Source organism: Bacillus cereus group sp. BfR-BA-01523 (assembly GCF_022662615.1).
In the GTDB taxonomy this organism is placed as follows: domain Bacteria; phylum Bacillota; class Bacilli; order Bacillales; family Bacillaceae_G; genus Bacillus_A; species Bacillus_A mycoides.
In genome coordinates, this window is record NZ_JAKUDX010000008.1 from 73672 (window position 1) to 98176 (window position 24505).

A 24505-nucleotide genomic window follows, 5' to 3' on the forward strand; every position below is an offset into this window, starting at 1 on the left:
CACTCTTTTATCATTTGATTTTCTCCGTAAGAAAATCCAGGCCGACTGCACGAAGGCTATTATATAACGAGCAAAGGATGTTGTGCTATGTAAAAGTTTCCTAAAGAAAAGACGCTACCTTAGCAGCGTCTTTTCTCATTTTATTAATGTCCACCGTGACCTTGACCACTTTCCTGAACAATCTCTAACCTCTCATCTAATATCCCTTGTGTTTCAAATGAGATATCACTAGTACTTCCTAATAGGAAACCATGGTTATATGGTCCAAGTGTTGGGTCATCCTTAAACTTCGGCTGAATAGTAGCAAGGAAGTCATAAACTGGTTGTTTTGCTTTTCCTTCCTCAAGCAAAACAACAGGGGCATGTTTACCCATATGTGAAAACGGTGCTCCCGCAATTGCTAAGTCTGGTGTTTTGCTTGAAACAAATGACAAACCGTGACCTGGTTTTGTGAATCCCCAGCCAAATTTCGTTTTTTCATCTTTAAATTTCGCAAATGCAACCGAATTTTCTGTTGGAGTCTCCCCACTAATACGGGTCACTTTTCCGTATTTATTTAACTCTTTTTCTACTTCTTTCGAAACGATTTTTTCTGGTCCTAACACATATATATTTGCTTTATCTTTTCTCATTTTTAATGCCTCTATCGTCGCTTCTGGCACCTTATCTTTTTCTACATATAAAAGTGGTTCTGGCATATGAGAAATCCAATTTACAGCTGGTGTTGTATATAAACGTCCTTCTTCTTCAGACGAACCGATAATAACGCTATTTGGATAATTTCCTGTTATATCGGCATATTCTTTATCAACATCTTTAGCAAATTTAGCTGGGTCCGTTTCTTTTATTTGCTTTACTTTATATTCTTTTAATTGCTCTAAGGTAGATGCACCAACATCCCCCATTACCATAATTTGCGTTCCATCTTTCGTTCCGAGCGGATTTAATCGTTTTATTTCTTTTAACGTCATTTCGGGTACATTTTCTTTTTCTATAAATAAAATCGGTCCGTTATTCGGATGATGAATAAGATCCGCACTTGCAATACCTAATTGCCACTCGTTTACTGGTACTAAAATAATAGCGCCTGGCTGATTCTCTTTATGCGTTGCTGGCCATATCGTTTGCGAAGTTAATACTGCCATTTGCAGAGAATCATTTGTATTTAATCTCGTTACATTTTTTAAACTTGTCGTTAATAAATCATTCGATGCACCTTGATTCATTTCTTTCGGCGCAGTTACCTCCTGATTCATTTTCATTTCCTTTTTCTCTGTTTTCTTCTCTTCTTTAGATTCATGATTTTTATGATCTGTATTCGTTTGTCCACACGCCGCAAGACCAACCGCCGCAATTATTGTTATCCCAAGAATTCGGATCATCTTTTTCACTATATCGCCTCCGTATTATTCTTTTTCGAGCCAATATTATTACCTAAAATGGAATTTCAACTTTACAATAACAAGCAATTCTGAAGAAATTATGCAGATGCATTATAATCTGCACCATTTCTTCATGATTTTGCCTTACAATTTAAGTAATAACTACAAATGCGGAGGTACTCTATGATCGATATACTACTCGTAGATGATGAACCGAGAATGCTTGAATTATTAACGCTTTATCTTACTCCAATCGGATATAACTGCGTATGTGCAGCATCCGGAGAAGAAGCTATTTCACATATAGAAAATCGAAAATTCAAATTTATTTTACTCGATATTATGATGCCAAAGATGGACGGGTGGGAAACTTGCAAAAGAATTCGATCATTTAGTAACGTTCCTATCATTATGGTAACTGCTCGTGATCAGACGGTAGATGTCGTTCAAGGGTTAAAACTTGGAGCAGATGATTACGTGACGAAACCATTCCACGAAGAGGAGCTCTTCGCAAGAATTGAAGCTGTTTTACGCCGAACCAATCAACATGCACAAATCCAATATCACGGCATTTTATGGGATGAGGCCAAGCATTTCATTTCTGTCCATAATGAAGAACTTCTTCTCACCCCAATCGAATTCTCTTTACTCGGATTATTTTTACGTCATGTGAACTACGTATTAAGCCGTGATCAGCTCATTGAACGAATTTGGGGATTAAATACAAATACAGAAGATAGAACAGTCGATTCACATATTCGTAATTTACGTGATAAATTACGAAAAGTAAATTTCCCCATTGATCACCATTTAAAAACTGTTTACGGAGTAGGATATCGATGGATTGATATTGAAAACTAAGGAGCAAAACGATGAAGCGAATTTCTATTCAACTCGGATTTTATTTTCTAATTGTTACACTTTTAATCGAAAGTGTTCTATTTGTCTTGCTCTATTATAGCCTTGTAAACAATAGAGTAAATGAAGAAATGACTGCTTTATTAAAGCGTGGAAATAGTCACCGAGATGTCCTTGAAAAATATTTTGACAGGCAAACAATCTCCCATGTTGCTTTAATGGAATCCGAAGCTGAAACAACTGTTATTATTACAAATGCAAATAAGGAAATACTAGCTAAATCCAATGAAATAAATACTACTATAAAAAAACATATTGAAGGAATGCAAACACGAACAGATCATGATGGAGCAATTATAGAGAATCATTGGAAAACATCTAATTATATATGTACAGTTAGCCCAATTGTAGTGGCAGGAAAAACGGAAGGCTATGTATATATGTTTCTCGGGACGGAATCAATCGAAGAAATGGTTAATGGGCTCACACGGCAATTCATTATCGCTGGAGTCATTACTTTCCTATTAACAGCCATCACCATTTTTCTATTATCACGTTTGTTAACAAAACCATTGTTACACATGAAACAAGCGACTGAAAAAATGAGTAAGGGCGATTTATCCGTTTCATTAACAACTACTCGAAATGACGAAATTGGTGAACTAGCACAATCTATCCAAACTCTCGCAAATGATTTACATTACATGAAAACAGAGCGAAGTGAATTTCTAGCAAGTGTTGCTCACGAATTACGAACACCATTAACGTACGTAAGAGGTTATGCTGACATTGCATTAAAAGAAAACACACCCCCAGAGCAACGTCTACGATACTTATCCATTATAAAAGACGAGTCTGATTATATTACAAACTTAGTTCAAGATTTATTTTCACTCGCTCAAATGGAAAAGCATAACTTTTTCATTCAAGAACAGGAAGTGCATTTACACACCTTCCTTACTCGCATCACTGAAAAAATAAATGTGATGTACGGAGAAAAACAAATTAAAGTTGTTTTCACATGTCCTTCCTCACTCTTAGTAAAGCTAGATGAGCAACGCTTTGAACAAGTTATGGCTAACATTTTAAATAACGCGTATAGACATTCAAAAGAACATTCTCATATTAATATTTCTGTTACAGAAGAACATAAACATATTTCCATCAAAATTAAGGACAAGGGAGAAGGTATTCCCCCTGAAGACCTCCCTCACATTTTCGATCGCTTTTACCGTGTTGATAAAGCGCGCTCTAGAGCTACAGGAGGCACTGGTTTAGGGCTCTCCATCGTAAAAGAAATCGTAGAACTACACGGTGGGAATATTACTGTCACAAGTGAAATTGATCACGGATCTTGCTTTACAATTTCATTGCCATCTATATAGAAACACGACTATCATCAATAGTCGTGTTTTCTTATCCTTTAGGACTTTACTTTATAATATAAATTTACGAATTGGCCAAAACGTTTCGTATCCGTTAAAGTTAAATGAATTTCCGGGTTCTTTTCTTTAAATAACGGAACTCCAGAACCTAATATATGAGGTGTAATCGTAACAACATATTCATCAATTAAATTATTCTTAAAAAATCCTCTCAGTAGACTCCCTCCACCGACCATCCATATTTTAGATCCTTCCTGCTCTTTCAACCTTTTTGTAAACTCTAATACATCTTCATTTACAAACTCTACATGTTCGTTTGAACCTTTTTCTGAATTAGAAAAAACATAACATTTTTTATCTAGGTACGGGAATGTTTCCGTATGCTCTACCACATAATCGTACGTTCTCTTTCCCATAATTATCGTATCAATTGTTTCGTACATTTCTGTATAACCGTTGTCTCCCTCACCTTCTGTTTCCATTAACCACTCTAAATCATCATCTTCTTTCGCGATAAATCCATCTAAGCTCGCTGCAATAAATAAAACAATTTCACGTGACATATCTTTTCCTCCTTACAGCTTCTATTGATAAAATCATCTTATAAGCACTATACTAACCATAAAACATGACAACTTATGTCATGTTAAAAAAGAAAAAGGTGATATCCTTGTCAAAAGCAAAACGTTTACTAGACATTCTTATATTTGCTTCTACGAAAAAAACATTTACAGCTCAAGAAATAGCTGATGAATTTAATATTTCCGTTCGTACGGTCCATAGATATATTTTAGATTTAAGTGATATGGGATTACCCATTTACGCTGAACAAGGTCGTAACGGAGGATATAAAGTATTAACGAATAAAGTCATTCCCCCTATTTTATTTACCGAAGAAGAAGCAGTATCCATCTTTTTTGCTTTTCAGTCTTTAAGCTACTACAGAGACTTGCCTTTTAACACAGAAATCAATTCCGTTACGCATAAACTGTATAGCTCCCTACAACATGATGCGAAAGCGAAAGTTGATAAAATACGATCTTATATCTCTTTTTGGAATCCGAAGAGAACAATTGATACACCTCTTTTAAACGAAGTATTAACCGCGGCTATTGAAAATAAAAATTTACACTTTCAATACGAATCTAAATCAGGGATAAAAATAAAATATGTTCATCCTATCGGTGTATATGCTCATGATGGGCTATGGTACTTACCATCCTATGACTTCAGCAGCAAAAAAATATTACTGTATCGCGTTGATCGTATTCTTTCTATATTATCAACAGAAGAAAATAAAGATACGTTCATGAATTTAGAAGAATGGTTTGCCTCTAGCTCTAACGTAGTGCATATTCCTACCCAGTTACATGTTTTATTAACGACTGAAGGCGTGCGCCAATGTAAAAGCGTTCCTTACCTTGAAGAATTCATGGTAGTAAACGAAGACGGGACAGGTTATATACATTCAACAATTGATAAAGGTGAAATTAACTTTATTACCCCTTTATTTTATAGACTTGGAAAAGATGCACGAGTTTTAGAACCGAAAGAATTAATAGATGGTTTACGTATACGTGCGAAAGAAGTTTTAAGTATGTATGAAAATTAAAAAGCTGCTATATATAAGCAGCTTTTTAGTCTAGTTGTTCCTATTATGTTTACGATTGACGAATATCGAACCACCAACGATTTTTCTCATTCATATTCTCAGTTCCACTAGAACCACTGTAACGGAAAGCTTCAAGGAAAAGTGAACCTAATTTATCCTCATCTACAAAATAACCTAATTTAACATTTACCGTTTGTCCTGGTCGAATACTGCCAATATTATAAAAGCTTTTTCCATCTCCGTGAGGTTCTAAATAATCAACTTCGCCTGTCATAATATTTTTTTCCTCAATTCCATCTTCTTTAGCGTAGTTCCATGCATTACCTTCAGATTTAAGCAACTTTATGGATGGATGCATATAGATTTCTTTTGTCGACTTTTTACCAATATTTTTCACTGTTGTTGTTAAGTAAACAAATTTAGGATTAACTAATTTTGATTCTACTAATTTATCAATTGAATCTTTACCATTTCCAATTTTATATTCATCCCGTCTGTATGGTAGCAATTCTCCTATCTGATTTAAAGCCTTATTCTTGCTTAGTATTTCTAAGCCAAATTCATTAAAGTTTTCTTGTTTAAAATCTTTGATTGAATCGAAGACTTCAACTTTTTCTATAACATATTCAATTTGGCTGTTATCCATGATTATAGTTACTGGAACATTTTGCCCTATATGAAATAGTCGTTTGCTATCTTTTTTCAAAGGAATAACCTTAGTCTTTTTAGGTTCATCTGCTTTACTAAAACGATTTTCATCATAATCTACTATATGTGATGCCTTTTCTTTTGACGTAGGCTCAAGTGAAATGTTCCCTAACACATCCATCATTTGTTCTTCGTTTACATCGGATCCAATATAACTTTCTAACATAATCCCTTCTTTCTCAAAAAAGAGAAAGACCTTTCTGTCAAACATTACATTGTTGTTTCCTGTTTCTTTATGGACAATTACTGCTTTCCTACCATTTATCTCTTTTTCTTCGTAACTTTTCGAATACAGAGTTTGAAAATCTGTATTTTCCCCTACTCTCCGAAGAGCGAATGAAAATCCCCCCTTTGCATAGTTATCTTTAAATGAATATTTCATAGCAGAGTCATCAATTGCCTCCATATTTTCTGGTAATTTACCAACTTTCAACTTATACCACTTATCAGCCTTTTTCGAGTCCTTATTTGTTACTGAAACATTTACTTCGTAATTTTGTTTTTGAACAATCATATTGTAGACTTTTACTGCTCCAAAAACGGTTGTCGGCATGCCGATCAATAAGCACGCAGCAGCGATTAACATACGATGTCTTTTTCGCTTTTTCTGTGGTTTTCCATCTTTCAGCTTCATTTCCTCCATAAACAATTTCTTTTTGCGCGTATATGTATGTGAGAATTCATGTTGTTCTTCGAGTTTATCAAAATCATCTAAAGCAATTTTTTCAGCAAGGTCATACATTTCTTTGGAGTTCTTTGAATTCGTCATTTTGTATACCTCCTATAATACTTTGTACTCGTTTTCGAGCGCGCTCAAATTGCTTGCGGACATTAGCCTCGGTTATCCCCATTACACTTGAAATTTCTTGATACGTTAAGTTATAGAAGACTTTGTACTTAAACACTTGTCTGTTAGATTCATTTAGCCCTTTTAGCAATGTATCAATCTGAACCTCAGACATTATACGTTTTTCCCACTCTTCAATATTTTCATCTACTACCTCTGTTGATTCTCGTTGATATTCTTCTAAAAATGTTTCATGTCGTTTATTTTTCCGGTAGCTATCAATCGCTTTGTTTTTCGCAATCCTCAAAATATACCGTTTAAGCTCTTCAGTGTTCAAACCATGGAGCTTTTCCAAATTCTTATAAAGTGTAATAAACGTCTCTTGAACCGCATCTTCAGCTTGCTGAATATTATTTAAAATAGAATAAGCTACATAATAAATTTTTTGCTCATACAACTCGTATAGCTCTTCCATCTTTTCGTAATCTTTGTTTGTAACTTTCATATAATTCCTCCTCTCATTCTATATAACGAATGAGCGATATACTTTGTGACACTGCAGAATTCTTTAATAGAGAAAATTGAATAATAGAATAAAGAAAAGCCCAATTTCTCTATTTTAACTGAGAAATTGGGCTTTTTAATATTAGAATTTTCCTGACTGTCCCCTTAAGAAAACCCCTCTTACGCCTTTTCGCTATGTATTATTTGCTCTATCGCTTCTTTTAACAAATGCTTTGTCTCTTCAAAGTTATGATTCTGTTTTTCTCCCGATTGTACCATATAAAACTCAGCAAACGAACGCTCTTTATATCTTGGTACGACATGCATATGATAGTGTGTTAGCTCGTTAAAGATTCCACCATTTTGACAAATTGTAATTCCGTCTGGTTTATATAATGCCTTAATCGCTTTTGCAATAAGCTTAGAAGCATCCATAATCGATTTCGCTACAACATCATCTAATTCGTCCACTTCTAAAACATGCTTCTTTGGCACAATTAAAGTATGTCCTGGGTAGAAAGGCGCATGGTCTAAAAAACAAGTTACATAATCATCTTCATACACTTTATATATAATTTCTTCTTCATTTGCTAATTTACAACCTAAACATTCCATCATTCTTCCCCCTCTGCCAAAAACATAAAAACGTGAGCGCCCTATTCTCACGTTTTTATGTTTCACTTTACTAATTCAATTGTTTCTGTAACTTTTATACTATCCTTTATAGATTGAACAATTGTGCAATTTTTCACCGCAAGTTGTAGCGCCTTGTCTAATTGTTCTTCTGTAATGTTTTGCGCTTTAATTTTATAGTGCAAATGAACACTTTCAACTGGTTTTGATAAAGCTTCACTTCTACCAATTTCAGTTTCAATTGTAAACGTATCGTATGCAATACGTTTCTTTTCTAAAATCGTTCGAAAAACAATTGCACTACATCCTGCGATAGAAGAAACGAGTAATTGTAACGGTGAATATCCGTTTTCTTTCCCAATCGCTAAGTGACCATGCGATAAATCTGCCTCTATATCATCATGCTTAATTTTTATTTTCATACTTTGCTTCCATCTCCACTTTCATCGGTTTCTTCCGTTTCTTACTCATATAATAATATATGTAGCAGAAAATGATAAATGGAATACCACAATATAAAGCCATTCTTTGTTCTGGAATAAACGCTAAACTAATAACAACGATGCTATTTGTAATTAAAGCTAAAATTGGAACAAGCGGGTATAGTGGTGTTCTATACTTTAAGTCCTCTAATTTTCCTCCGCCTTTTAAATACTGACTTCTAAAGCGAAGTTGTGATAAAGCAATAATGATCCAACTTGAAACAGCCGATAAACCAGCTATAGATAATAAGTACATATATACTGTATCTTCTGCAAGGAAACTTGTTAATAAAGATAACGCCGCTACAGCAATTGTTACGACTAACGCTGTAATCGGAATACCACGTTTATTTACTTTCTTGAAAGAAGTTGGTGCCATTCCTTCATTTGCAAGTGACCATAGTATACGCGTTGCTGCATATAACCCTGAGTTCGCTACAGATAGAAGAGCTGTAATAATAACGAAGTTCATAATATCAGCTGCATATGGAATACCGATTTTATCAAATACAACTACGAATGGGCTTTCAATTATCCCTGCTTCTTTCCAAGAAATTAACCCTACTAAAATTGTCATTGTTAAAATGAAGAATAACATAATGCGCCATACTGTATTACGAATCGCACGTGGAATTGTTTTTTCAGGATTCTGACTCTCTCCTGCTGCAATCCCGATTAACTCTGTTCCTTGGAAGGAAAAGTTAACTGTAATCATCGTAAGAAGCACTGCAGCTAGTCCATTTGGGAATAGCCCACCATCACTTACAAAGTTAGAGAAAAGAGGCGCTGCTTCTTTTCCATCGTATGGTAAGAATCCTAGTAATGCGCTACCACCAAGTAGAATAAATGCAATAATTGTAACTACTTTAATACTAGAGAACCAAAACTCTAATTCAGCATAACTCTTCGCTGATATTGCATTTGAAGCATATAAAATAACTCCGAATACGAGACACCATACCCAAACATCAACATTCGGAAACCATCTTTTCATCATTAAACCGATCGATGTTAATTCTAATCCTACTGTTACTGCCCATCCAATCCAGTATAGCCAACCGATCATAAATCCAGTTCCTGGTCCAATAAACTTCGTCGCATACTTTTGGAAAGATCCTGAAACTGGCATTGCTACCGTTAGCTCTCCAAGACAAAGCATTGTTAAATACATAATAAATCCGCCCACTAAATATGAAAGGATGGCTCCCCCTGGTCCAGCCTGATTAATGGTGTAACCTGAACCTAGAAAAAAACCAGTTCCGATTACACCACCTAGTGCGATCATAAATAAATGTCTACTCTTCATCGTACGATGTAATTGCTCATTCGTTGTTTGCTGCATCTTAATCCTCCCCCTACAAGTACCCCTATCTCTTTTTAAAATTTTCTGATAATAAAAATATACACGAAAGCGATTACAATTTCTATATAAAATTAAAACTTTTCTGATAAAATAATATAAAAATTCAACTATTAAGAGCTTGCAATACTAATTTGAGGCAAAAAAGGATTTATAAGGAAAAAACTCTTACATTTTTTGTAAGAGTTAACGTATTTCTAATCTTCTAGATAAAATTGATAAACCGTAGTTTACAACAAAATACATACAAGCTACTACTATAAACGTTGGAATCATATAATTTACATTCTGCCCGCTAATAATTTGAGCATTATGCATAAGCTCTGGCAGTGATATACCAACTGCTAATGATGTATCTTTCAGCAATGAAATAAACTGACTGACAAGCGGCGGGACCATTCTTCTTAATGCTTGTGGTAAAATGATATGCCACAGTGCTTGAACATACGTTAATCCTGAAGATCTTGCGGCCTCAATCTGTCCTTTTTCAATCGATAATAAACCACTTCGAACAATTTCAGATATCATTGCTGCTTCAAATATTGTTAAAGCAACAATTACAGCTGTTATAATCTCTAATTTCAAGCCTGCTTCTGGAAGCGCAAAATATGTGAAAAATATAATTAAAAGTAGTGGTAAGTTTCGAATCACTTCAACGATAATTCCTAATACTTGTGAGACGACAGGTATTTTCATGTAGCGCAATATCCCTATTACACTACCAATAATAAAGCTAAGTACAATTGCTACGAGCGCTACCTCTAACGTTATGAGTAATCCTTTTAATAAAAAGAGGATATGATCACCTGTTATCGCTCCTTTAAAATCCATTTATACCGCCTCCTTTGCCAAGCGTTTTTCTAAATAACGCACTAGCATACTTAGCGGTATTGTTAATACTAAATAAAACATCCCGACAAATATATATACATCAAACGTAACGAACGTCTTCGTTGAAATTAAGTCTCCTTGATACATTAAATCCGTTCCAGCAATAATTCCGAGTATTGAAGAGTTTTTTACTAAATTGAGAAATTGATTTCCTAGAGGAGGAATGACGATTTTCATCGCTTGAGGTAAGACGACATGATACATCGCTTGCGTATAAGTTAATCCTGAAGAACGTGCTGCTTCCATTTGACCTTTCGCGACTGATAAAATACCAGCACGAATTACTTCCGCAATAAAAGCCGCTGTATAAACTGTAAGCGCAACTGTCCCTGCTACAAAACCGTTGAAAGTAATTCCTATTACAGGCAAAGCAAAATAGAAAATGAATGCAATTAATACGAGTGGAATATTTCTAACAAACTCTACATAGGCAGAGCCAATCCAATTCAAAATACGAATAGGTGAAATTCGCATCACTGCCATAACAATTCCTAAAACAAAACTTCCTATTAGCGCAACTACACTAGACATAACCGTATATTTAAATCCTTCTAAATACATATCAATGTTATTCGTTAATATAGAAAAATCAGGCACATATTCTCCCCTCTTTCTTTACAAGGAGAGGATGAGTACTCTCATCCTCTCACTCTTACTATTTATCACGAGAAATAAAGTTTCATTTTACTTCTCTTGTTTTTGACCAATCCATTTTTCATACAATTTATCGTATTCTCCATTCGCTTTCATATCTTTTAATAAACTATTAATCTCTTTCGTTAAATCGTCTGCACCTTTTTGTACTGCAATTCCATACGGTTCATCCGTGAAAATTTTCCCTACAACTTCATAATTAGAATCTTGTTTTGCCATTCCGTAAAGAATCGCATTATCTGTAGTTAAAACATCGCCTTTACCTGCTTTTAACGCTGTAAATGCCTCACTATAATTCTCAAACTCTAATACTGTTGCTTCTGGTGATTTTTGGCGAATGTTATTTGTAGATGTTGATCCTTTTACAGCTAATACTTTAACGCCTTGTTTTATATCATCAATGCTCTTAATATTGCTTCCTTTTTTCACAAGTAACGATTGTCCTGCTTTAAAATATACATCTGAGAAAGCTACTTCTTTTTTGCGTTCTTCCGTAATTGTCATTGTCGCAATAATTGCATCAATATCACCATTTTTCAGTAGTGGAATACGCGTTTTAGACGTTACTTCTTTTAATTCTAATTTCTTTTCATCTCCAAGGATTTTTTTCGCAAGCGCCTTTGCGATATCAACATCAAACCCTTCTACCTGTCCTGTCGAAGGATTTTTCAAGCCAAATAAGTTCGTATCATTCTTCACCCCAACTACTATTTTCCCGCTCTTTTTAATTTGCTCAACAGCCCCGCCTTGTTTCGTATTCGTTTCTTTCGTCTCATCTTTTTTACTTCCGCATCCAGCAACGACAAGTACGAATAAACATGAAAATACGATTAACGTAAACAACTTTTTCATTTTAAGCATAAAACTCCCCCTTTAATGATTTAACACTCTTCTTAAAAATAGACGAGCTCTTTCTTGTTCAGGACTTGCAAAAAATTGTGATGGTGTTGTATCTTCGATAATTTGACCGTCATCCATAAATAAAATTCTATCTGCTACCTCACGTGCAAATCCCATCTCATGTGTGACGACGACCATCGTCATTCCTTCTTTAGCCAGCGCTTTCATAACATCAAGCACCTCTCCGATCATCTCTGGATCAAGAGCGGACGTAGGCTCATCAAATAGCATAATTTTCGGTTGCATCGCGAGCCCTCTAGCAATAGCTACCCTTTGCTGTTGACCTCCGGATAATTGATGAGGATATACACCTGCCTTCTCCGGGATTCCTACTTTCTCTAAATAAACCATCGCTGTTTTTTCTGCTTCTTCTTTTGAAGTTTTATTTACTTTAATTGGTGCTAGTGTAATATTTTGCAGAACTGTTTTATGTGGGTATAAGTAAAAATGCTGGAAGACCATACCAATATTTCGGCGTAATTCATTCATATCTGTTTTTTTATTGTGTACGTCTGTATTTTGTACGATTAACTCTCCATCAGTAATCGCCTCTAACTGATTTATACACCGAAGCAATGTACTTTTTCCTGATCCTGAAGGACCAACAACTACTACCACTTCACCTTTTTTCACTTGCATATTAATATTTTTCAAAACTTGGAAGTTACCATAATATTTATTTACATTACGAAACTCTATCACCATACTCCCCCCTCCCCTAAACAAAGCATGTACATTCTTTTTATATTCAAAAATAGGCAAAAAAATAACTTTCATCTTCACTTTGTCCATAAAAAAGAGCAAAGGGATCTCCCTTTGCTCCTTCATTTCTATTCTCTTAAGATACTTCTTCTTTCTTGTCTTTCCCGTATTCATGCTCCCAGAAATCAGCATTTTTAATTCCTAGTTTCTGCGGATCGAACACTGGATCTTTTCCTTCTTTTTTCTGCTTTTCATAATCCTTTAATGCGATCAATGCCGGTTTTTGTAATAATAGAATCGCAATAATGTTAACCCATGCCATAATTCCTACACCAATATCCCCTAAAGCCCATGCTGTTTCTGCTGTTTTTACACAACCGTAGAATACAACTCCTAAGAATACAAACTTTAGTACGATAGACATCCAAGGACGGTCTTTATCACGATTTAAGTAAGCTATATTCGTTTCTGCAATGTAGTAATAAGCCATAATTGTTGTAAATGCGAAGAATAGTAAAGAGATTGCTACGAAACCGTTTCCAAATCCAGGGAAAACAGATTCTACTGCTGCCTGTGTATAACCAGGACCTGGCTGTGCACCATTTAATTTATTGACGATAAAGTTTTTTCCGCTTGCATCAAATACGTTATACATGCCTGTAATAATCATCATAAATGCTGTTGCTGAACAAACAAATAATGTATCAATGTAAACGGAAAATGCTTGTACTAACCCTTGTTTAGCTGGATGCGATACTTCAGCAGCAGCTGCTGCATGGGCCCCAGTTCCTTGCCCTGCTTCGTTTGAATAAATACCACGTTTTACACCCCAAGAAATTGCTAAACCAATAATCCCGCCAAAAGCTGCTTCTAATGCAAATGCACTTTTTAAAATTAACATGAAAGCGTCTGGTAATTTTTCAATATTCATACCTACAATTACACAAGCTACTAAAATATAGCCAAGCGCCATAAACGGTACTACAACTTGCGCTACGTTAACAATTCGCTTAACTCCACCAAAAATAATAAGTGCTAATGCCGCTACTAATACCACCCCTGATACAGAAGTATTAATACCAAAAGCTGTTTCTAGACTTACAGCAATACTATTCGCTTGAACACCTGGAAGCAGCATTCCTGTTGCAAGAATTGTCGCTGCGACGAACACTAATGCGTACCATTTAACACCTAGTCCTTTTTCAATGTAATAAGCAGGACCACCGCGGAATTGCCCTTGATGCTTCGTCTTATATATTTGTGCAAGCGTCGATTCTACATATGCAGAACCAGCTCCTAGAAAGGCTACCGCCCACATCCAAAATACAGCGCCTGGACCACCAAAGGCAACAGCCGTTGCAACACCGGCAATATTTCCGGTTCCAACGCGCCCTGATAACGAAAGTGCTAACGCTTGGAACGAAGAAACACCCGCATCAGACTTTTCTCCCTTAAATGTAAGCTTCACCATTTCTCCTACATGTCTTACTTGTAAAAACCTTGTTCGAATGGAAAAATATAGACCTACTCCTAAACATAAATAGACAAGTGCTGGACTCCAAACAATATTATTTATCCAACTTACGATAGCTTCCAACTTTCCCCCTCCTTCTTTATAAAGAATATTCAGAATATATATAAAATTATAAGTGTATACCGAATCTATAACAATATTATTTTAATAAAATAAACATATTTTTGTATAAAAAAACAAAGTATATATTTATTTTATATACTTTGTTCCCTTATACCTGTATTATATATTCACTATTGCTTCCTTCTTTATAATTCTTTCATAGAGTTGTTCCGCTAATTCTATGAAATGATTTGGCATATCTTTCCCTTTAAACTTCTTTTGAAGCGTACCGTATAAACCAATATCACGTAGACGCAAAAATAACGGTAACGATTCATACCAACTATCCGCCAGTCTGTGCTCATATTCATAACCTTTTCGTAACACTTGTAACTGTTTACGAGCAAATTCAGTCTTTTTCTCCAATGTCCACGGTGTAAAAAGAACAGAGTAATAAAGAACCATTGCTAAATCATGAATGAAGTAATTATAGGCAGCGTCATCAAAATCAAAGATTGTTAGCTCTTTACCATCATAATGAAAGTTACCTGGATGAATATCACCATGCATAAGACCGAATGTTTCTCTTTCAATTGGAAGAGCCTTTATTTCATCCATTAATACAGAAGCAATCTCTTTCACCTTCGCATCTTCTAATCCGCTAACAATGCTACTTTCATCCTCTTCCCACGTATCACGGTAGTCTGTTTTAGGATAATCCATTGTAAGGCGGTGCAGTTGTCCAATCGCTTTTCCCCACGCTTCAAAGAAAGCATCTCCCCAATAAGCCGATTCTTCTCCTTTTACTTGCTCACCTTTTGCATATGTAAATAAAGACGTAAAAAAGAAAGTACCATCTTCCGCTCCGATTTCTTCTACAAGATTTTGAGATATTGAATTAAGAGGTCCCGCCACTTTCGCCCCATGCTCCGCAACATACCGTAAAAAATCTAGTTCGGCCTCTACCTCTTTTTTAGAACGATGAGAAGAATGAGTTAAGCGTAATACATAATCTTCATTATTTTTACCCTTCGCCTTAAAAATATAATTTTCAAAATCACCAAGTGGCTTTTCTTCCACCGTTACATGATATGCCTTTGCTGCTCTTGCTAAAATTTCATTCGTAAAAACACGTTCTACCGCTATTTCCATTTGTATCCCTCCTATATATCTTCTTAATTCGACATAAATGTAAGAAGTACTGCTATGAAATTAAATAGTGCGTGTGCAATCATAGCCGATAAAATAGAATTTGTTTTTTCATATAACCACGCGAATACTACACCGCTTAAAAAATTCACCGGTAATGTGTTATATGTTGGAATATGAACAACGGTAAATATTATTGAACTTATAATCACCCCGCCCAATATGCCATATCTATCACGAAAAAATGTATAAAAAACACCTCGATATAAAATTTCTTCATAGATTGGTGATATAACTACTGCTCCAATTACCGCGATACAGAACGCATATATTGATTTATCATTTTGGATCGTCTCCGTTTTACTATTTTCGAAAGAAAACCCCAGTTTTTCCATTATCATTAATACTCCAACACTCACTACAATCAAAGAAATAACCGCTACAAATGTCCACAATAAATCTTTCCATGAAAGCTTCCGAACTCCAATATCTTTCCACGACAGTTTATATCTTTTTATGCAAAAAAGATAAACTACAAACGTAAATATCACTGCCATTATAAGTCCCATTAATACTCCAGCATATAATGAGTTCCCTAGTATTTTTAAAGCATAATCATAAAAAAGAGATTCAACCATTACTGGTACAATCAGAAATACAAAAACAAATAAATATAAAATTTCTTTCCATCCCCACATACATTTTAAAGTCATCTACACCATCCCCCTATATCCTATTTTCTTTAGTATAAAAGATGACGTAACGTAACTTTCAAGCTACTTTTTTAAAAAGAATATAAGCATAATTTTTTCATAAAAAGCAAAAATTAACAGTGATAATTCAATTCTAAAAGGGTGGGCCTTATGACAGAGCAAAGCAATAACCAACAAAAAAATAAAACGAAGCATATGTTTCCATCACTTTCGGAAAATGTTAATTACATTGAAAATAAGCTCTGCCATTCTGATGATATAAAAAAATTAGATGTTCCTTTTCAAAATGGAAAAGGAACAATCTTATATATCGAATCTTTAGCAGACCAAAATTTAATTCATCAATTGGCTCTTGAGCCATTATTAACGCGGTCGGATTTGCCTTTAGATAAAGCTTTTTCCACATTAAATATGAAAAAAGAAACAAATTTAAATTATGGTGTGCAACTTTTATTACAAGGAAAATCATTATATTTTCATGAACAAGTCGACAGTTTTTGTATTTTCGAAACAGCTTTATCTTTAAAAAGGGATATAAAAGAGCCTGACAATGAAGGTGTTGTACGCGGACCACATTCTGGTTTTGTAGAAGATTTAGCTACTAATTTAGCTTCCGTACGGAAACTAATTAAGAGTCCAAATTTAGTCGTTAAATATTTTATCCTTGGTGAAGAGATGCACACGAAAGTAGCAATTGTTTATATGCAAAATATAGCTAATGATGATCTCGTCACAGAAGTAAAAAGAAGATTAGAAACGATTAAGACCGATGCACTAATGCCACCAGGATACATACAAGAATTTATAGAAGACACGTCTTTCTCACCATTTCCACAACAATTAAATACAGAGCGTCCCGACCGAACTGCGGCTAATTTAATGGAAGGGCGCGTTGCCATTTTATCAGATGGAGATCCAACAGCACTTATCGTTCCTGTCACTTTATTTGCTTTTTATCAATCACCTGATGATTATAATAATCGGTGGATTGTTGGTTCTTTCGTACGAATGATTCGGCTCGTTAGCTTTTTAATCGCATTTCTCTTACCAGCTATATATATCGCAACCGTCGCTTTTCATCCTGATGTATTACCACTCGAACTCGTTTATACAATTAAAGCTTCATTAGAAAAGGTACCTCTTCCTCCTATATTTGAAGCTTTATTAATGGAATTAATCTTCGAATTATTAAGAGAAGCTGGTATTCGTCTGCCGAGTCGCGTTGGACAAACAATCGGTATCGTAGGAGGTTTAGTAATTGGTGATGCGATTGTAAAGGCTGGGCTTGTCTCTTATACAATGATTATCGTTGTAGCTTTAACTGCAATTGCGTCTTTTCTCGTTCCATCAAACGATATGAGTTCAGCAGTTCGGATCCTTCGTTTTCCGTTAATGATCCTTGCTGCTATATTCGGGTACGTAGGAATATCATTTGGTCTAATTATAACTTTCGTTCATTTATGCCAGCTACATTCATTTCATACACCATATCTTTCTCCTATTGCACCGATGCGAATAAAAGATATGAAAGATTCTTTTGTAAGACTTCCAATTTGGTCGTTTCGGGAACGACCTCATGATCCAAAGCCGAAAAAAATGCAACGACAACATGTAACGAGAGAGGATGAGAACGGTGACAAACACGCAAAGTAAAATTTCACTTGTTCAATTTACCTTTTTCGTTATTCAATGCCAAATTGGAGTTGGTATACTTTCTTTACCAAACCGCCTTCACCCCATTGCGAAAGGCGGTGGGTGGATTTCTGCTCTCATCGCTGGTCTTGCAATTCAACTTATTATTATACTTATGTGGCTTTTCTTAAAACGCTTTCCTGATGCAGATATGTATGAAAGTGTTTGTATGCTATTTGGTAATAAAATCGGAAAGTTATTAGGTTTTTTTTATGTTTTTTATTTTACTCTTATCGGTATGACCGTCATGTTAAACGCTTGTAACGTCATTAAAGTATGGGTCTTACAAGCCACCCCTTGGTCTGCAATTCTCATACTATTTACAATAGCTTGTTGCTACGTAGCCTATAATACATTTAAAGTGATTGTACGATTTTATGTCATGGCTTCTATTCTTATTATCCCAATGGCACTTTTAATTGCACTTGGGCTCACACGAGCTGATTTTTCTTATATTTTTCCACTTACAGAAGCCGGATGGTGGAATATAATTCAAGCATCCAAGGAAACAATTACAGCCATGTATGGTTTTGAAATTATTCTTATCGCTTTTCCAAAAGTAAATGGCAGTTCTGTGGCAAAACTGAAGGCCATTTCTATCGCTAATGGATTTGTAACGCTTTTTTATACTTTTACTGTTTGGATTTGCTTTATCGTATTCAGTCCAAAACAAGTTGAACTTATTCCAGAGCCAGTTGCTTACTTATTACGCTCCTTGCATATCGGGATTATAGACCGAACTGATTTACTATTCATACCAATATGGATGATAACAGTTGTCGCTTCTATTGCTAGTTATTACTGTGCTGCCTCAATAGGAATTGGACATATATTCAACCTTGCTAATCATAAAAAGGCCGTTCCAATCGTTGGTATTATTGCTTTTAGTGTAGCCTTATTTATAGATACACCTGAAGAATTAAAAGTAATTTCAACTTTCACTGATAAGTTCACCTATATTTTCATAGTTGTTCTCCCTCTTTTATTTCTACTTTATTCAGTAATACGAAATAAGAAAGGAGAACAGTATGTTCAAAAAAAGAGTTAAACTACTTTTTATATTATGTGCTAGTTCATTCCTTTCTGGCTGTTGGGATCAAGAACCATTAAGAGAGGCCAGATTAGCTTATAGCATTGGATCTGATATTACGGAAGAGAATAAACTCCAGCAAACAGTCGAGCTCGTAAAAAGTTCAAGCGGAGAGCAATCTTCATTCGAGAATGAAATACATTCAGCAACCGGGCATAACATAAGGGATACAAGCGATGCCCTAAAAAAAAATGTAACTGGGAATATTCGCTATTTCAAATATGGTGTTCAATTACTAGGAACCAAAATTCTAAAAAAAGGTATACTACCCTATTTAGATGTTAGCTTTCGGGATCCAACAAACCCAACTGCTTTAGTAAAACTTATTGCAGTAGATGGTGAAACATCCGAGATACTCGAAAAAAAGAAAGTAGGAAATTTACTAATTGGAGATTTTCTAAAGAAAAAAGTGAAAAGCTTAGAAGATATGAGTGTATTTCCAAAAGAAACTTTAGAAACAGCCGCTACAAAAATGTTAGATCCCGGTAAAGACTTTACCCTCCCTTCTATAAAAATAAAAGGAAAAGAAGTAATTACAAACGGGTTAGCTTTATTTAACAACGATAAATTAACTGGGTATTTACCTTTGAAACAATCTGTTCTATTCGTGTTATTAACCGGAAAAATGGGAACAAGTGCCCGTATAACCCAAAAACTTACTAGCGATGAATCAGAGAAGACATCTGATTATTTAACAATGGAAGTGAGCAATCGGAAACTAAAAAGAGACTTGAATATAACGACTGACAAAAAAGGAAATGTTTACGCTCATCTAAAACTAAAGCTACAAGTAATCGCTCTTGAAGCACCGAGAGATAATCTTTATAAAATGGGAGAAAGAAAAAAACTAAACAAAGAATTATCTAAGCAGCTCACAAAAGAAGCAAAACGCATAACGAAAAAACTACAAAAAGCAAATTGTGATGCTTTCGGTATCGGGAGACACCTTATCGCTTATCACCCTGATTTATGGAAGAAAAAAAATTGGAATGAAGATTATGCAAAAGTGAAGTTCAAACCAGAAGTAGAAGTAAATATTTTATATAGCGGTGTCTTAAAATAAAAAGTTGTACGCCCCGCGGGCATACAACTTTTTTATTTTGTATATCGATATACAATTGATTCATAAGGTCTTAAGTTAAGATTTGTAATATCTCTGCTTGGATCTTTATAATTTGATAATAATACTTCTTGCTTCATTCCATCCAATTGAACATTCACTGGTACAGAGTACATTATTTCTTCTCCATAGAAGTTATTGATAACAAGTAATACTTCATTATTTACAGTACGTGTATACGCCCAAATGTTAGGATGATTTCCATCTAAAATAGCATATTCCCCTTCTGTAATTACATCACAAGTTTTTCTAAGTTCAATTAACTTTTTATAATGATAAAATACAGATTCTTTCTCTTCTAACGCTTTTTCTACATTAATCTCTGTATAACTATCAGCCACTGAAATCCAAGGTGTACTCGTTGTAAAACCACTATTCACCTCTCCATCCCACTGCATCGGAGTACGTGAATTATCACGAGATTTTTGTTTTAAAATCCCTATAATCTCTTCTTTTGATAATCCTTCTTCTAGCTTTATATCATATATATTTAACGATTCCACATCACGATATTGCTCGATGGACTCGAATTTAGGATTCGTCATACCGATTTCTTCACCTTGATAAATGTAAGGCGTTCCTTGCAACATATGCATAGCTGTCGCTAACATTTTCGCAGATTCATTTCGGTACTTCTCATCATCACCAAACCGTGAAACGATACGAGGCTGGTCATGATTACACCAGAATAACGCATTCCATCCTCCGCCCTTTTGCATTTCAATTTGCCAATTAGACATAATTTCTTTTAATTTAATGAAATCAAAATCAGCTTTCGTCCACTTATCACCATTCGGATAATCTACTTTTAAATGATGGAAACTAAACGTCATGCTTAGTTCATTGCGCTCAGGATTTGAATATTTAATACAATTATCAATTGTCGTAGATGACATTTCTCCAACTGTAATTACATCTTTCCCTTCAAAAACATTTTGGCTCATCTCTTGTAAATATTCATGGACGCGTGGACCATCTGTGTAATATTTACGCCCATCACTTGTAGCCGTGGTGCCTTCATCACTTAAAAATCTTTGATCTTTTGAAATTAAGTTAATAACATCAAGGCGGAATCCTTTTACACCTTTCTCCAACCAAAAGCGCATCATATCGTACACTTCTTCACGAAGCTTTTCATTTTCCCAGTTTAAATCAGCTTGCGTCTCATCAAATAGATGTAAAAAATATTGCCCTGTTTTCTCATCATATTTCCAAGCAGACCCTCCAAATTTAGACTGCCAATTATTCTTTTCATCACGCCAAATATAATAATTTCGATACGGACTATTCTTATCTTCTTTTGCTTCTTTAAACCACTTATGCTCCGTTGAACTATGATTTACAACGATATCAAGCATGATTTCAATGTCACGTACTTTCGCTTCTTCTAAAAGCTCTTCAAACTCTTCCATCGTCCCGTAAGATGGATCAATGCTGTAATAATCACTTACATCGTATCCATTGTCATTTTGTGGTGATCGGTATATCGGTGTTAACCAAATATAATCCACTCCAAGTTCCTTTAAATAATCTAATTTCTCTGTAACTCCCTTTATATCACCGGTTTCTTTATTATAGTAACTATTAAAGCTCTTCGGATAAATTTGATAGACTACACTTTTATGCCAATCTTTCATGCTTAATTTCCTCCTACTTCTGTTTTACTCGTTTCGCAAATAACCATGTTAATGTAAATGGAATTACTACTGCGATTATCATCCCTACAATAAACATTGGAATCGATTTCGGAATGATAGAAATAAATGCTGGCAATCCGCCAATTCCGATTGCTGGTGCTAATACACCATTTAATGTAATAAATATCGCTGCTATAGCAGACCCAATAATCGCTGCATAGAACGGGAATTTATTTCTTAAATTCACACCGAACATCGCTGGCTCTGTAATACCGAAGTACGCTGAGATTGCTGATGTTGATGCCATACTTTTATCATTTTGATTTTTAGAAATCCAGAACATCGCTAGTGCCGCACTACCTTGTGCAATGTTAGAAAGAGCAATCATCGGCCAAATAAATGTACCGCCGTGCTGTGCAATTAGCTGTAAATCAATTGCAATAAACATATGATGCATTCCTGTAATTACGAGCGGTGCATATAATGCTCCAAATAATACTGCTCCAACTACTGGTACCGTTTCATATACGCCAACTAATCCAGCCGTTAATAAATCGCCAATATGACGTGTAACTGGACCGATAATTCCTAACGCTAACACACCCGTTACAACGATTGTTGTAATTGGTACAACTAATAATTGAATTGCGTTTGGCACATGTTTCTTTAAGAAGATTTCAACTTTACTTAATACGAATGCTGCTACTAAAATGGGTAAAATTTGACCTTGATACCCTACCTTTTCAATTTGGAATAGCCCTAAAATATCGAAGTACTCAATCTTTTGTCCCTCTAAACCAGTCGCTGCTTTTCCATAATCCCACGCGTTTAATAAGGCCGGATGCACAAGCATTAATCCCATAACAATCCCTAGTATTGGACTACCACCAAAGCGCTTCGTTGCTGACCAACCAACAAGTGCCGGTAAGAATACGAATGCTGTATTGGCCATCATATTAATTAAATCCCAAAGCCCACCTAAGTTCGGATATACTTCTAATAAATTTTTCCCATCAAAAAATAAGTCCTTTGCCCCTAACAGGTTATTAATCCCCATTAGTAAACCTGCCGTAATAATTGCTGGCAAAATCGGCATAAATACATCTGAAAATACTTTTACAAACTTTTGAACTGGATTTAATTTTTTATCCCCTGAACCTTTTACGTCAGCTACTGTCGATTCTTCCATACCTGCAAGCGTTATCAATTCAGCGTATACTCGATCGACATCACCTGGACCAATTACAATTTGAAATACCCCAGCGTTATGAAACGCTCCCTTTACTAATGAAATAGACTGCAATTTCTCATTATCTATTTTACTTTCATCTTTTAAAGCGATACGGAGCCTCGTTACACAGTGCGCAGCTTGTTCAATATTGTCTTTTCCACCAATATACTGCAACACTTCTTTTGCTGTTTTACGATAGTCTTTCCCCATATTCCCGTCCCTCTTTTCTTTTTTTGATACCGTTTACACTTACATATTAACTCGTATATATAAGTTAGTCAACACTCGTATATATAAGTTGGTGATTTTTTTATAAAGTGAAACTTTAATCAGTGGGGGTTTTGTTCATCCCCCACTGATTATTAGCCTTCACCAATCGGGCGTTTACAGGCAGTTGATCTCCCACCTAACTTCTTTGCTCCAGCTGAATTTTGAGGTGGGAGTTTTACTGCCCACAAATAGCGGGATAAATAAAGAGATGGAACGATTATTTCGCTCCATCTCTTTATTTTCTTCGCGCCACATCCGAAAAGTGAAAAATATCTAAACGGTGACGTGATTCCGTATATTCGAACTGACTCCCATCGTATAAATGAGTAAAGTTTTTTACAACGACAACATAGTCTGTTCCATTTAAATCCAAATACTTTCGGTCATCCTCTGTACATGGTTGGACTTCAATTACCCGCTGTGAATAGCTAATATGTAGCCCTAATTCTTTCTCAATGTATTTATAAATCGATGCAGTTGCAATTTCTCTCGTTAATCCTGGAATATATTCCGATACAAAATGGTTTATATCTAAAATTACTTTTTCTCCATCAATATTTCGTACACGTTTAATATGATTTATTTCCGTTTTTTCTTTCACGTTTAATAACTTTGCTACATCTTGTGTCGCTTTCATTTTCTCTATTTCCACGACTTCTGTAATACAATGACGTCCTAAACGTTCATTTTCTTCTTGAAAACTTACAATACCACCAAAGTTAAATTCAATGTTTTTGCGCTTTAATACAAAAACACCTTTTCCGTGTATTTTTTGAACATATCCACGCTCTTGCAATAAATCTACAGCTTTTCTTACAGTACCCCTACTTGCCTCATACTGCTTCATTAATTCCGTTTCTGATGGGATTTTACATCCTTCTTTTAATTGTTTATTATCAATAGACTTGCTGATTTCTGTATAAATTTGTTCATACTTACTCATCATCTACAATAGCCCCTTGTCACCTTCTAGTTCTATATGTATTATACCACGCTATACTCTTCTGCCAATCTCTCACTTATTTTCCAGTACAAGAAAACTATAGGTAAATATTTAGTCTCTAAAACGTATTTTTATAAATTTTTCTTTTCATTCAAAAAAACATGTAGTATACTAACTTCAAAATCAGAGGAGAAAGGGAGCAAAGAACTATGCTTACTTATACAAC

The 24505-nt window shown here is 35.0% G+C and carries 23 protein-coding genes; 6 read left to right on the forward strand and 17 right to left on the reverse strand.

Annotated features, from left to right (window positions below):
- Positions 1-143: 143 nt before the first annotated feature.
- Positions 144-1391, reverse strand: a complete 1248-nt coding sequence (locus MR066_RS19580; RefSeq protein WP_242248255.1) for a cell wall-binding repeat-containing protein — start codon at positions 1389-1391, stop codon at positions 144-146.
- 174 nt (positions 1392-1565) lie between these two features.
- Here MR066_RS19580 and MR066_RS19585 point away from each other — a divergent pair, with 174 nt between their 5' ends.
- Positions 1566-2243: a response regulator transcription factor gene (locus MR066_RS19585; RefSeq protein WP_242248256.1), complete on the forward strand. Its 678-nt coding sequence runs from the start codon at positions 1566-1568 to the stop codon at positions 2241-2243.
- Between the two features lie 11 nt (positions 2244-2254).
- On the forward strand, positions 2255-3625 hold the full coding sequence (locus MR066_RS19590; protein WP_242248257.1) for a sensor histidine kinase: 1371 nt from the start codon (positions 2255-2257) through the stop codon (positions 3623-3625).
- Between the two features lie 38 nt (positions 3626-3663).
- Here MR066_RS19590 and MR066_RS19595 read toward each other — a convergent pair whose 3' ends face one another.
- A complete protein-coding gene (locus MR066_RS19595; RefSeq protein ID WP_002010525.1) occupies positions 3664-4188 on the reverse strand; it encodes a dihydrofolate reductase family protein in 525 nt (174 codons plus the stop codon).
- 65 nt (positions 4189-4253) lie between these two features.
- Here MR066_RS19595 and MR066_RS19600 point away from each other — a divergent pair, with 65 nt between their 5' ends.
- Positions 4254-5237: a helix-turn-helix transcriptional regulator gene (locus tag MR066_RS19600; protein ID WP_242248258.1), complete on the forward strand. Its 984-nt coding sequence runs from the start codon at positions 4254-4256 to the stop codon at positions 5235-5237.
- A 49-nt stretch (positions 5238-5286) separates the two neighbouring features.
- On the opposite strand, the gene MR066_RS19605 is transcribed toward MR066_RS19600, so the two are convergent.
- The 12 genes from MR066_RS19605 to MR066_RS19660 all read right to left on the reverse strand — a co-directional run bounded on the left by MR066_RS19605 (position 5287) and on the right by MR066_RS19660 (position 16296).
- On the reverse strand, positions 5287-6714 hold the full coding sequence (locus MR066_RS19605; RefSeq protein ID WP_242248259.1) for a DUF4367 domain-containing protein: 1428 nt from the start codon (positions 6712-6714) through the stop codon (positions 5287-5289).
- The gene (locus tag MR066_RS19610; protein ID WP_242248260.1) at positions 6680-7237 is read right to left on the reverse strand and encodes an RNA polymerase sigma factor; all 558 of its coding nucleotides are present in this window, start codon (positions 7235-7237) and stop codon (positions 6680-6682) included. The genes MR066_RS19605 and MR066_RS19610 overlap by 35 nt, the downstream gene beginning before the upstream one ends.
- Positions 7238-7416: 179 nt before the next feature.
- Positions 7417-7851, reverse strand: a complete 435-nt coding sequence (locus MR066_RS19615) for an HIT family protein (RefSeq protein WP_242248262.1) — start codon at positions 7849-7851, stop codon at positions 7417-7419.
- A gap of 62 nt (positions 7852-7913) precedes the next feature.
- Entirely contained in the window at positions 7914-8291 is a 378-nt protein-coding gene (locus tag MR066_RS19620) for an OsmC family protein (RefSeq protein ID WP_242248264.1), read from the reverse strand.
- Positions 8275-9693 carry an amino acid permease gene (locus tag MR066_RS19625; RefSeq protein WP_002029755.1) on the reverse strand — a complete coding sequence of 473 codons (1419 nt, stop codon included), beginning with the start codon at positions 9691-9693 and terminating at the stop codon, positions 8275-8277. The genes MR066_RS19620 and MR066_RS19625 overlap by 17 nt, the downstream gene beginning before the upstream one ends.
- Before the next feature lie 204 nt (positions 9694-9897).
- The gene (locus tag MR066_RS19630) at positions 9898-10542 is read right to left on the reverse strand and encodes an amino acid ABC transporter permease (RefSeq protein WP_002029756.1); all 645 of its coding nucleotides are present in this window, start codon (positions 10540-10542) and stop codon (positions 9898-9900) included.
- On the reverse strand, positions 10543-11199 hold the full coding sequence (locus MR066_RS19635; RefSeq protein WP_002090963.1) for an amino acid ABC transporter permease: 657 nt from the start codon (positions 11197-11199) through the stop codon (positions 10543-10545).
- A gap of 87 nt (positions 11200-11286) precedes the next feature.
- The gene (gene glnH / locus MR066_RS19640; protein WP_242248266.1) at positions 11287-12117 is read right to left on the reverse strand and encodes a glutamine ABC transporter substrate-binding protein GlnH; all 831 of its coding nucleotides are present in this window, start codon (positions 12115-12117) and stop codon (positions 11287-11289) included.
- 12 nt (positions 12118-12129) lie between these two features.
- Positions 12130-12984, reverse strand: a complete 855-nt coding sequence (locus MR066_RS19645) for an amino acid ABC transporter ATP-binding protein (RefSeq protein ID WP_313954360.1) — start codon at positions 12982-12984, stop codon at positions 12130-12132.
- Between the two features lie 10 nt (positions 12985-12994).
- Entirely contained in the window at positions 12995-14455 is a 1461-nt protein-coding gene (locus MR066_RS19650) for an alanine/glycine:cation symporter family protein (RefSeq protein ID WP_242248267.1), read from the reverse strand.
- A gap of 159 nt (positions 14456-14614) precedes the next feature.
- Positions 14615-15586, reverse strand: coding sequence for a phosphotransferase enzyme family protein (locus tag MR066_RS19655; protein WP_242248268.1), 972 nt, complete (start codon positions 15584-15586; stop codon positions 14615-14617).
- Positions 15587-15609: 23 nt separating this feature from the next.
- Positions 15610-16296, reverse strand: a complete 687-nt coding sequence (locus MR066_RS19660) for a CPBP family intramembrane glutamic endopeptidase (RefSeq protein WP_242248269.1) — start codon at positions 16294-16296, stop codon at positions 15610-15612.
- 150 nt (positions 16297-16446) lie between these two features.
- On the opposite strand from MR066_RS19660, the gene gerKA reads away from it, so the two are divergent.
- From gerKA to gerKC, 3 genes are read left to right on the forward strand one after another with little or no spacing between them, the layout of a single operon-like run.
- The gene (gerKA, locus tag MR066_RS19665) at positions 16447-17949 is read left to right on the forward strand and encodes a spore germination protein GerKA (RefSeq protein WP_242248270.1); all 1503 of its coding nucleotides are present in this window, start codon (positions 16447-16449) and stop codon (positions 17947-17949) included.
- Complete coding sequence (locus tag MR066_RS19670) at positions 17930-19036, forward strand: GerAB/ArcD/ProY family transporter (RefSeq protein ID WP_016101831.1); 1107 nt, start codon at positions 17930-17932, stop codon at positions 19034-19036. Before gerKA ends, MR066_RS19670 begins: the two co-directional genes overlap by 20 nt.
- Positions 19017-20141 carry a spore germination protein GerKC gene (gene gerKC / locus MR066_RS19675; protein ID WP_242248271.1) on the forward strand — a complete coding sequence of 375 codons (1125 nt, stop codon included), beginning with the start codon at positions 19017-19019 and terminating at the stop codon, positions 20139-20141. The genes MR066_RS19670 and gerKC overlap by 20 nt, the downstream gene beginning before the upstream one ends.
- Positions 20142-20173: 32 nt before the next feature.
- On the opposite strand, the gene treC is transcribed toward gerKC, so the two are convergent.
- The 3 genes from treC to treR all read right to left on the reverse strand — a co-directional run bounded on the left by treC (position 20174) and on the right by treR (position 24282).
- Positions 20174-21835 carry an alpha,alpha-phosphotrehalase gene (treC, locus tag MR066_RS19680; RefSeq protein ID WP_242248272.1) on the reverse strand — a complete coding sequence of 554 codons (1662 nt, stop codon included), beginning with the start codon at positions 21833-21835 and terminating at the stop codon, positions 20174-20176.
- A gap of 13 nt (positions 21836-21848) precedes the next feature.
- A complete protein-coding gene (gene treP / locus MR066_RS19685) occupies positions 21849-23276 on the reverse strand; it encodes a PTS system trehalose-specific EIIBC component (RefSeq protein WP_242248273.1) in 1428 nt (475 codons plus the stop codon).
- Between the two features lie 295 nt (positions 23277-23571).
- On the reverse strand, positions 23572-24282 hold the full coding sequence (gene treR, locus MR066_RS19690; RefSeq protein ID WP_002010502.1) for a trehalose operon repressor: 711 nt from the start codon (positions 24280-24282) through the stop codon (positions 23572-23574).
- Positions 24283-24505: the final 223 nt, after the last annotated feature.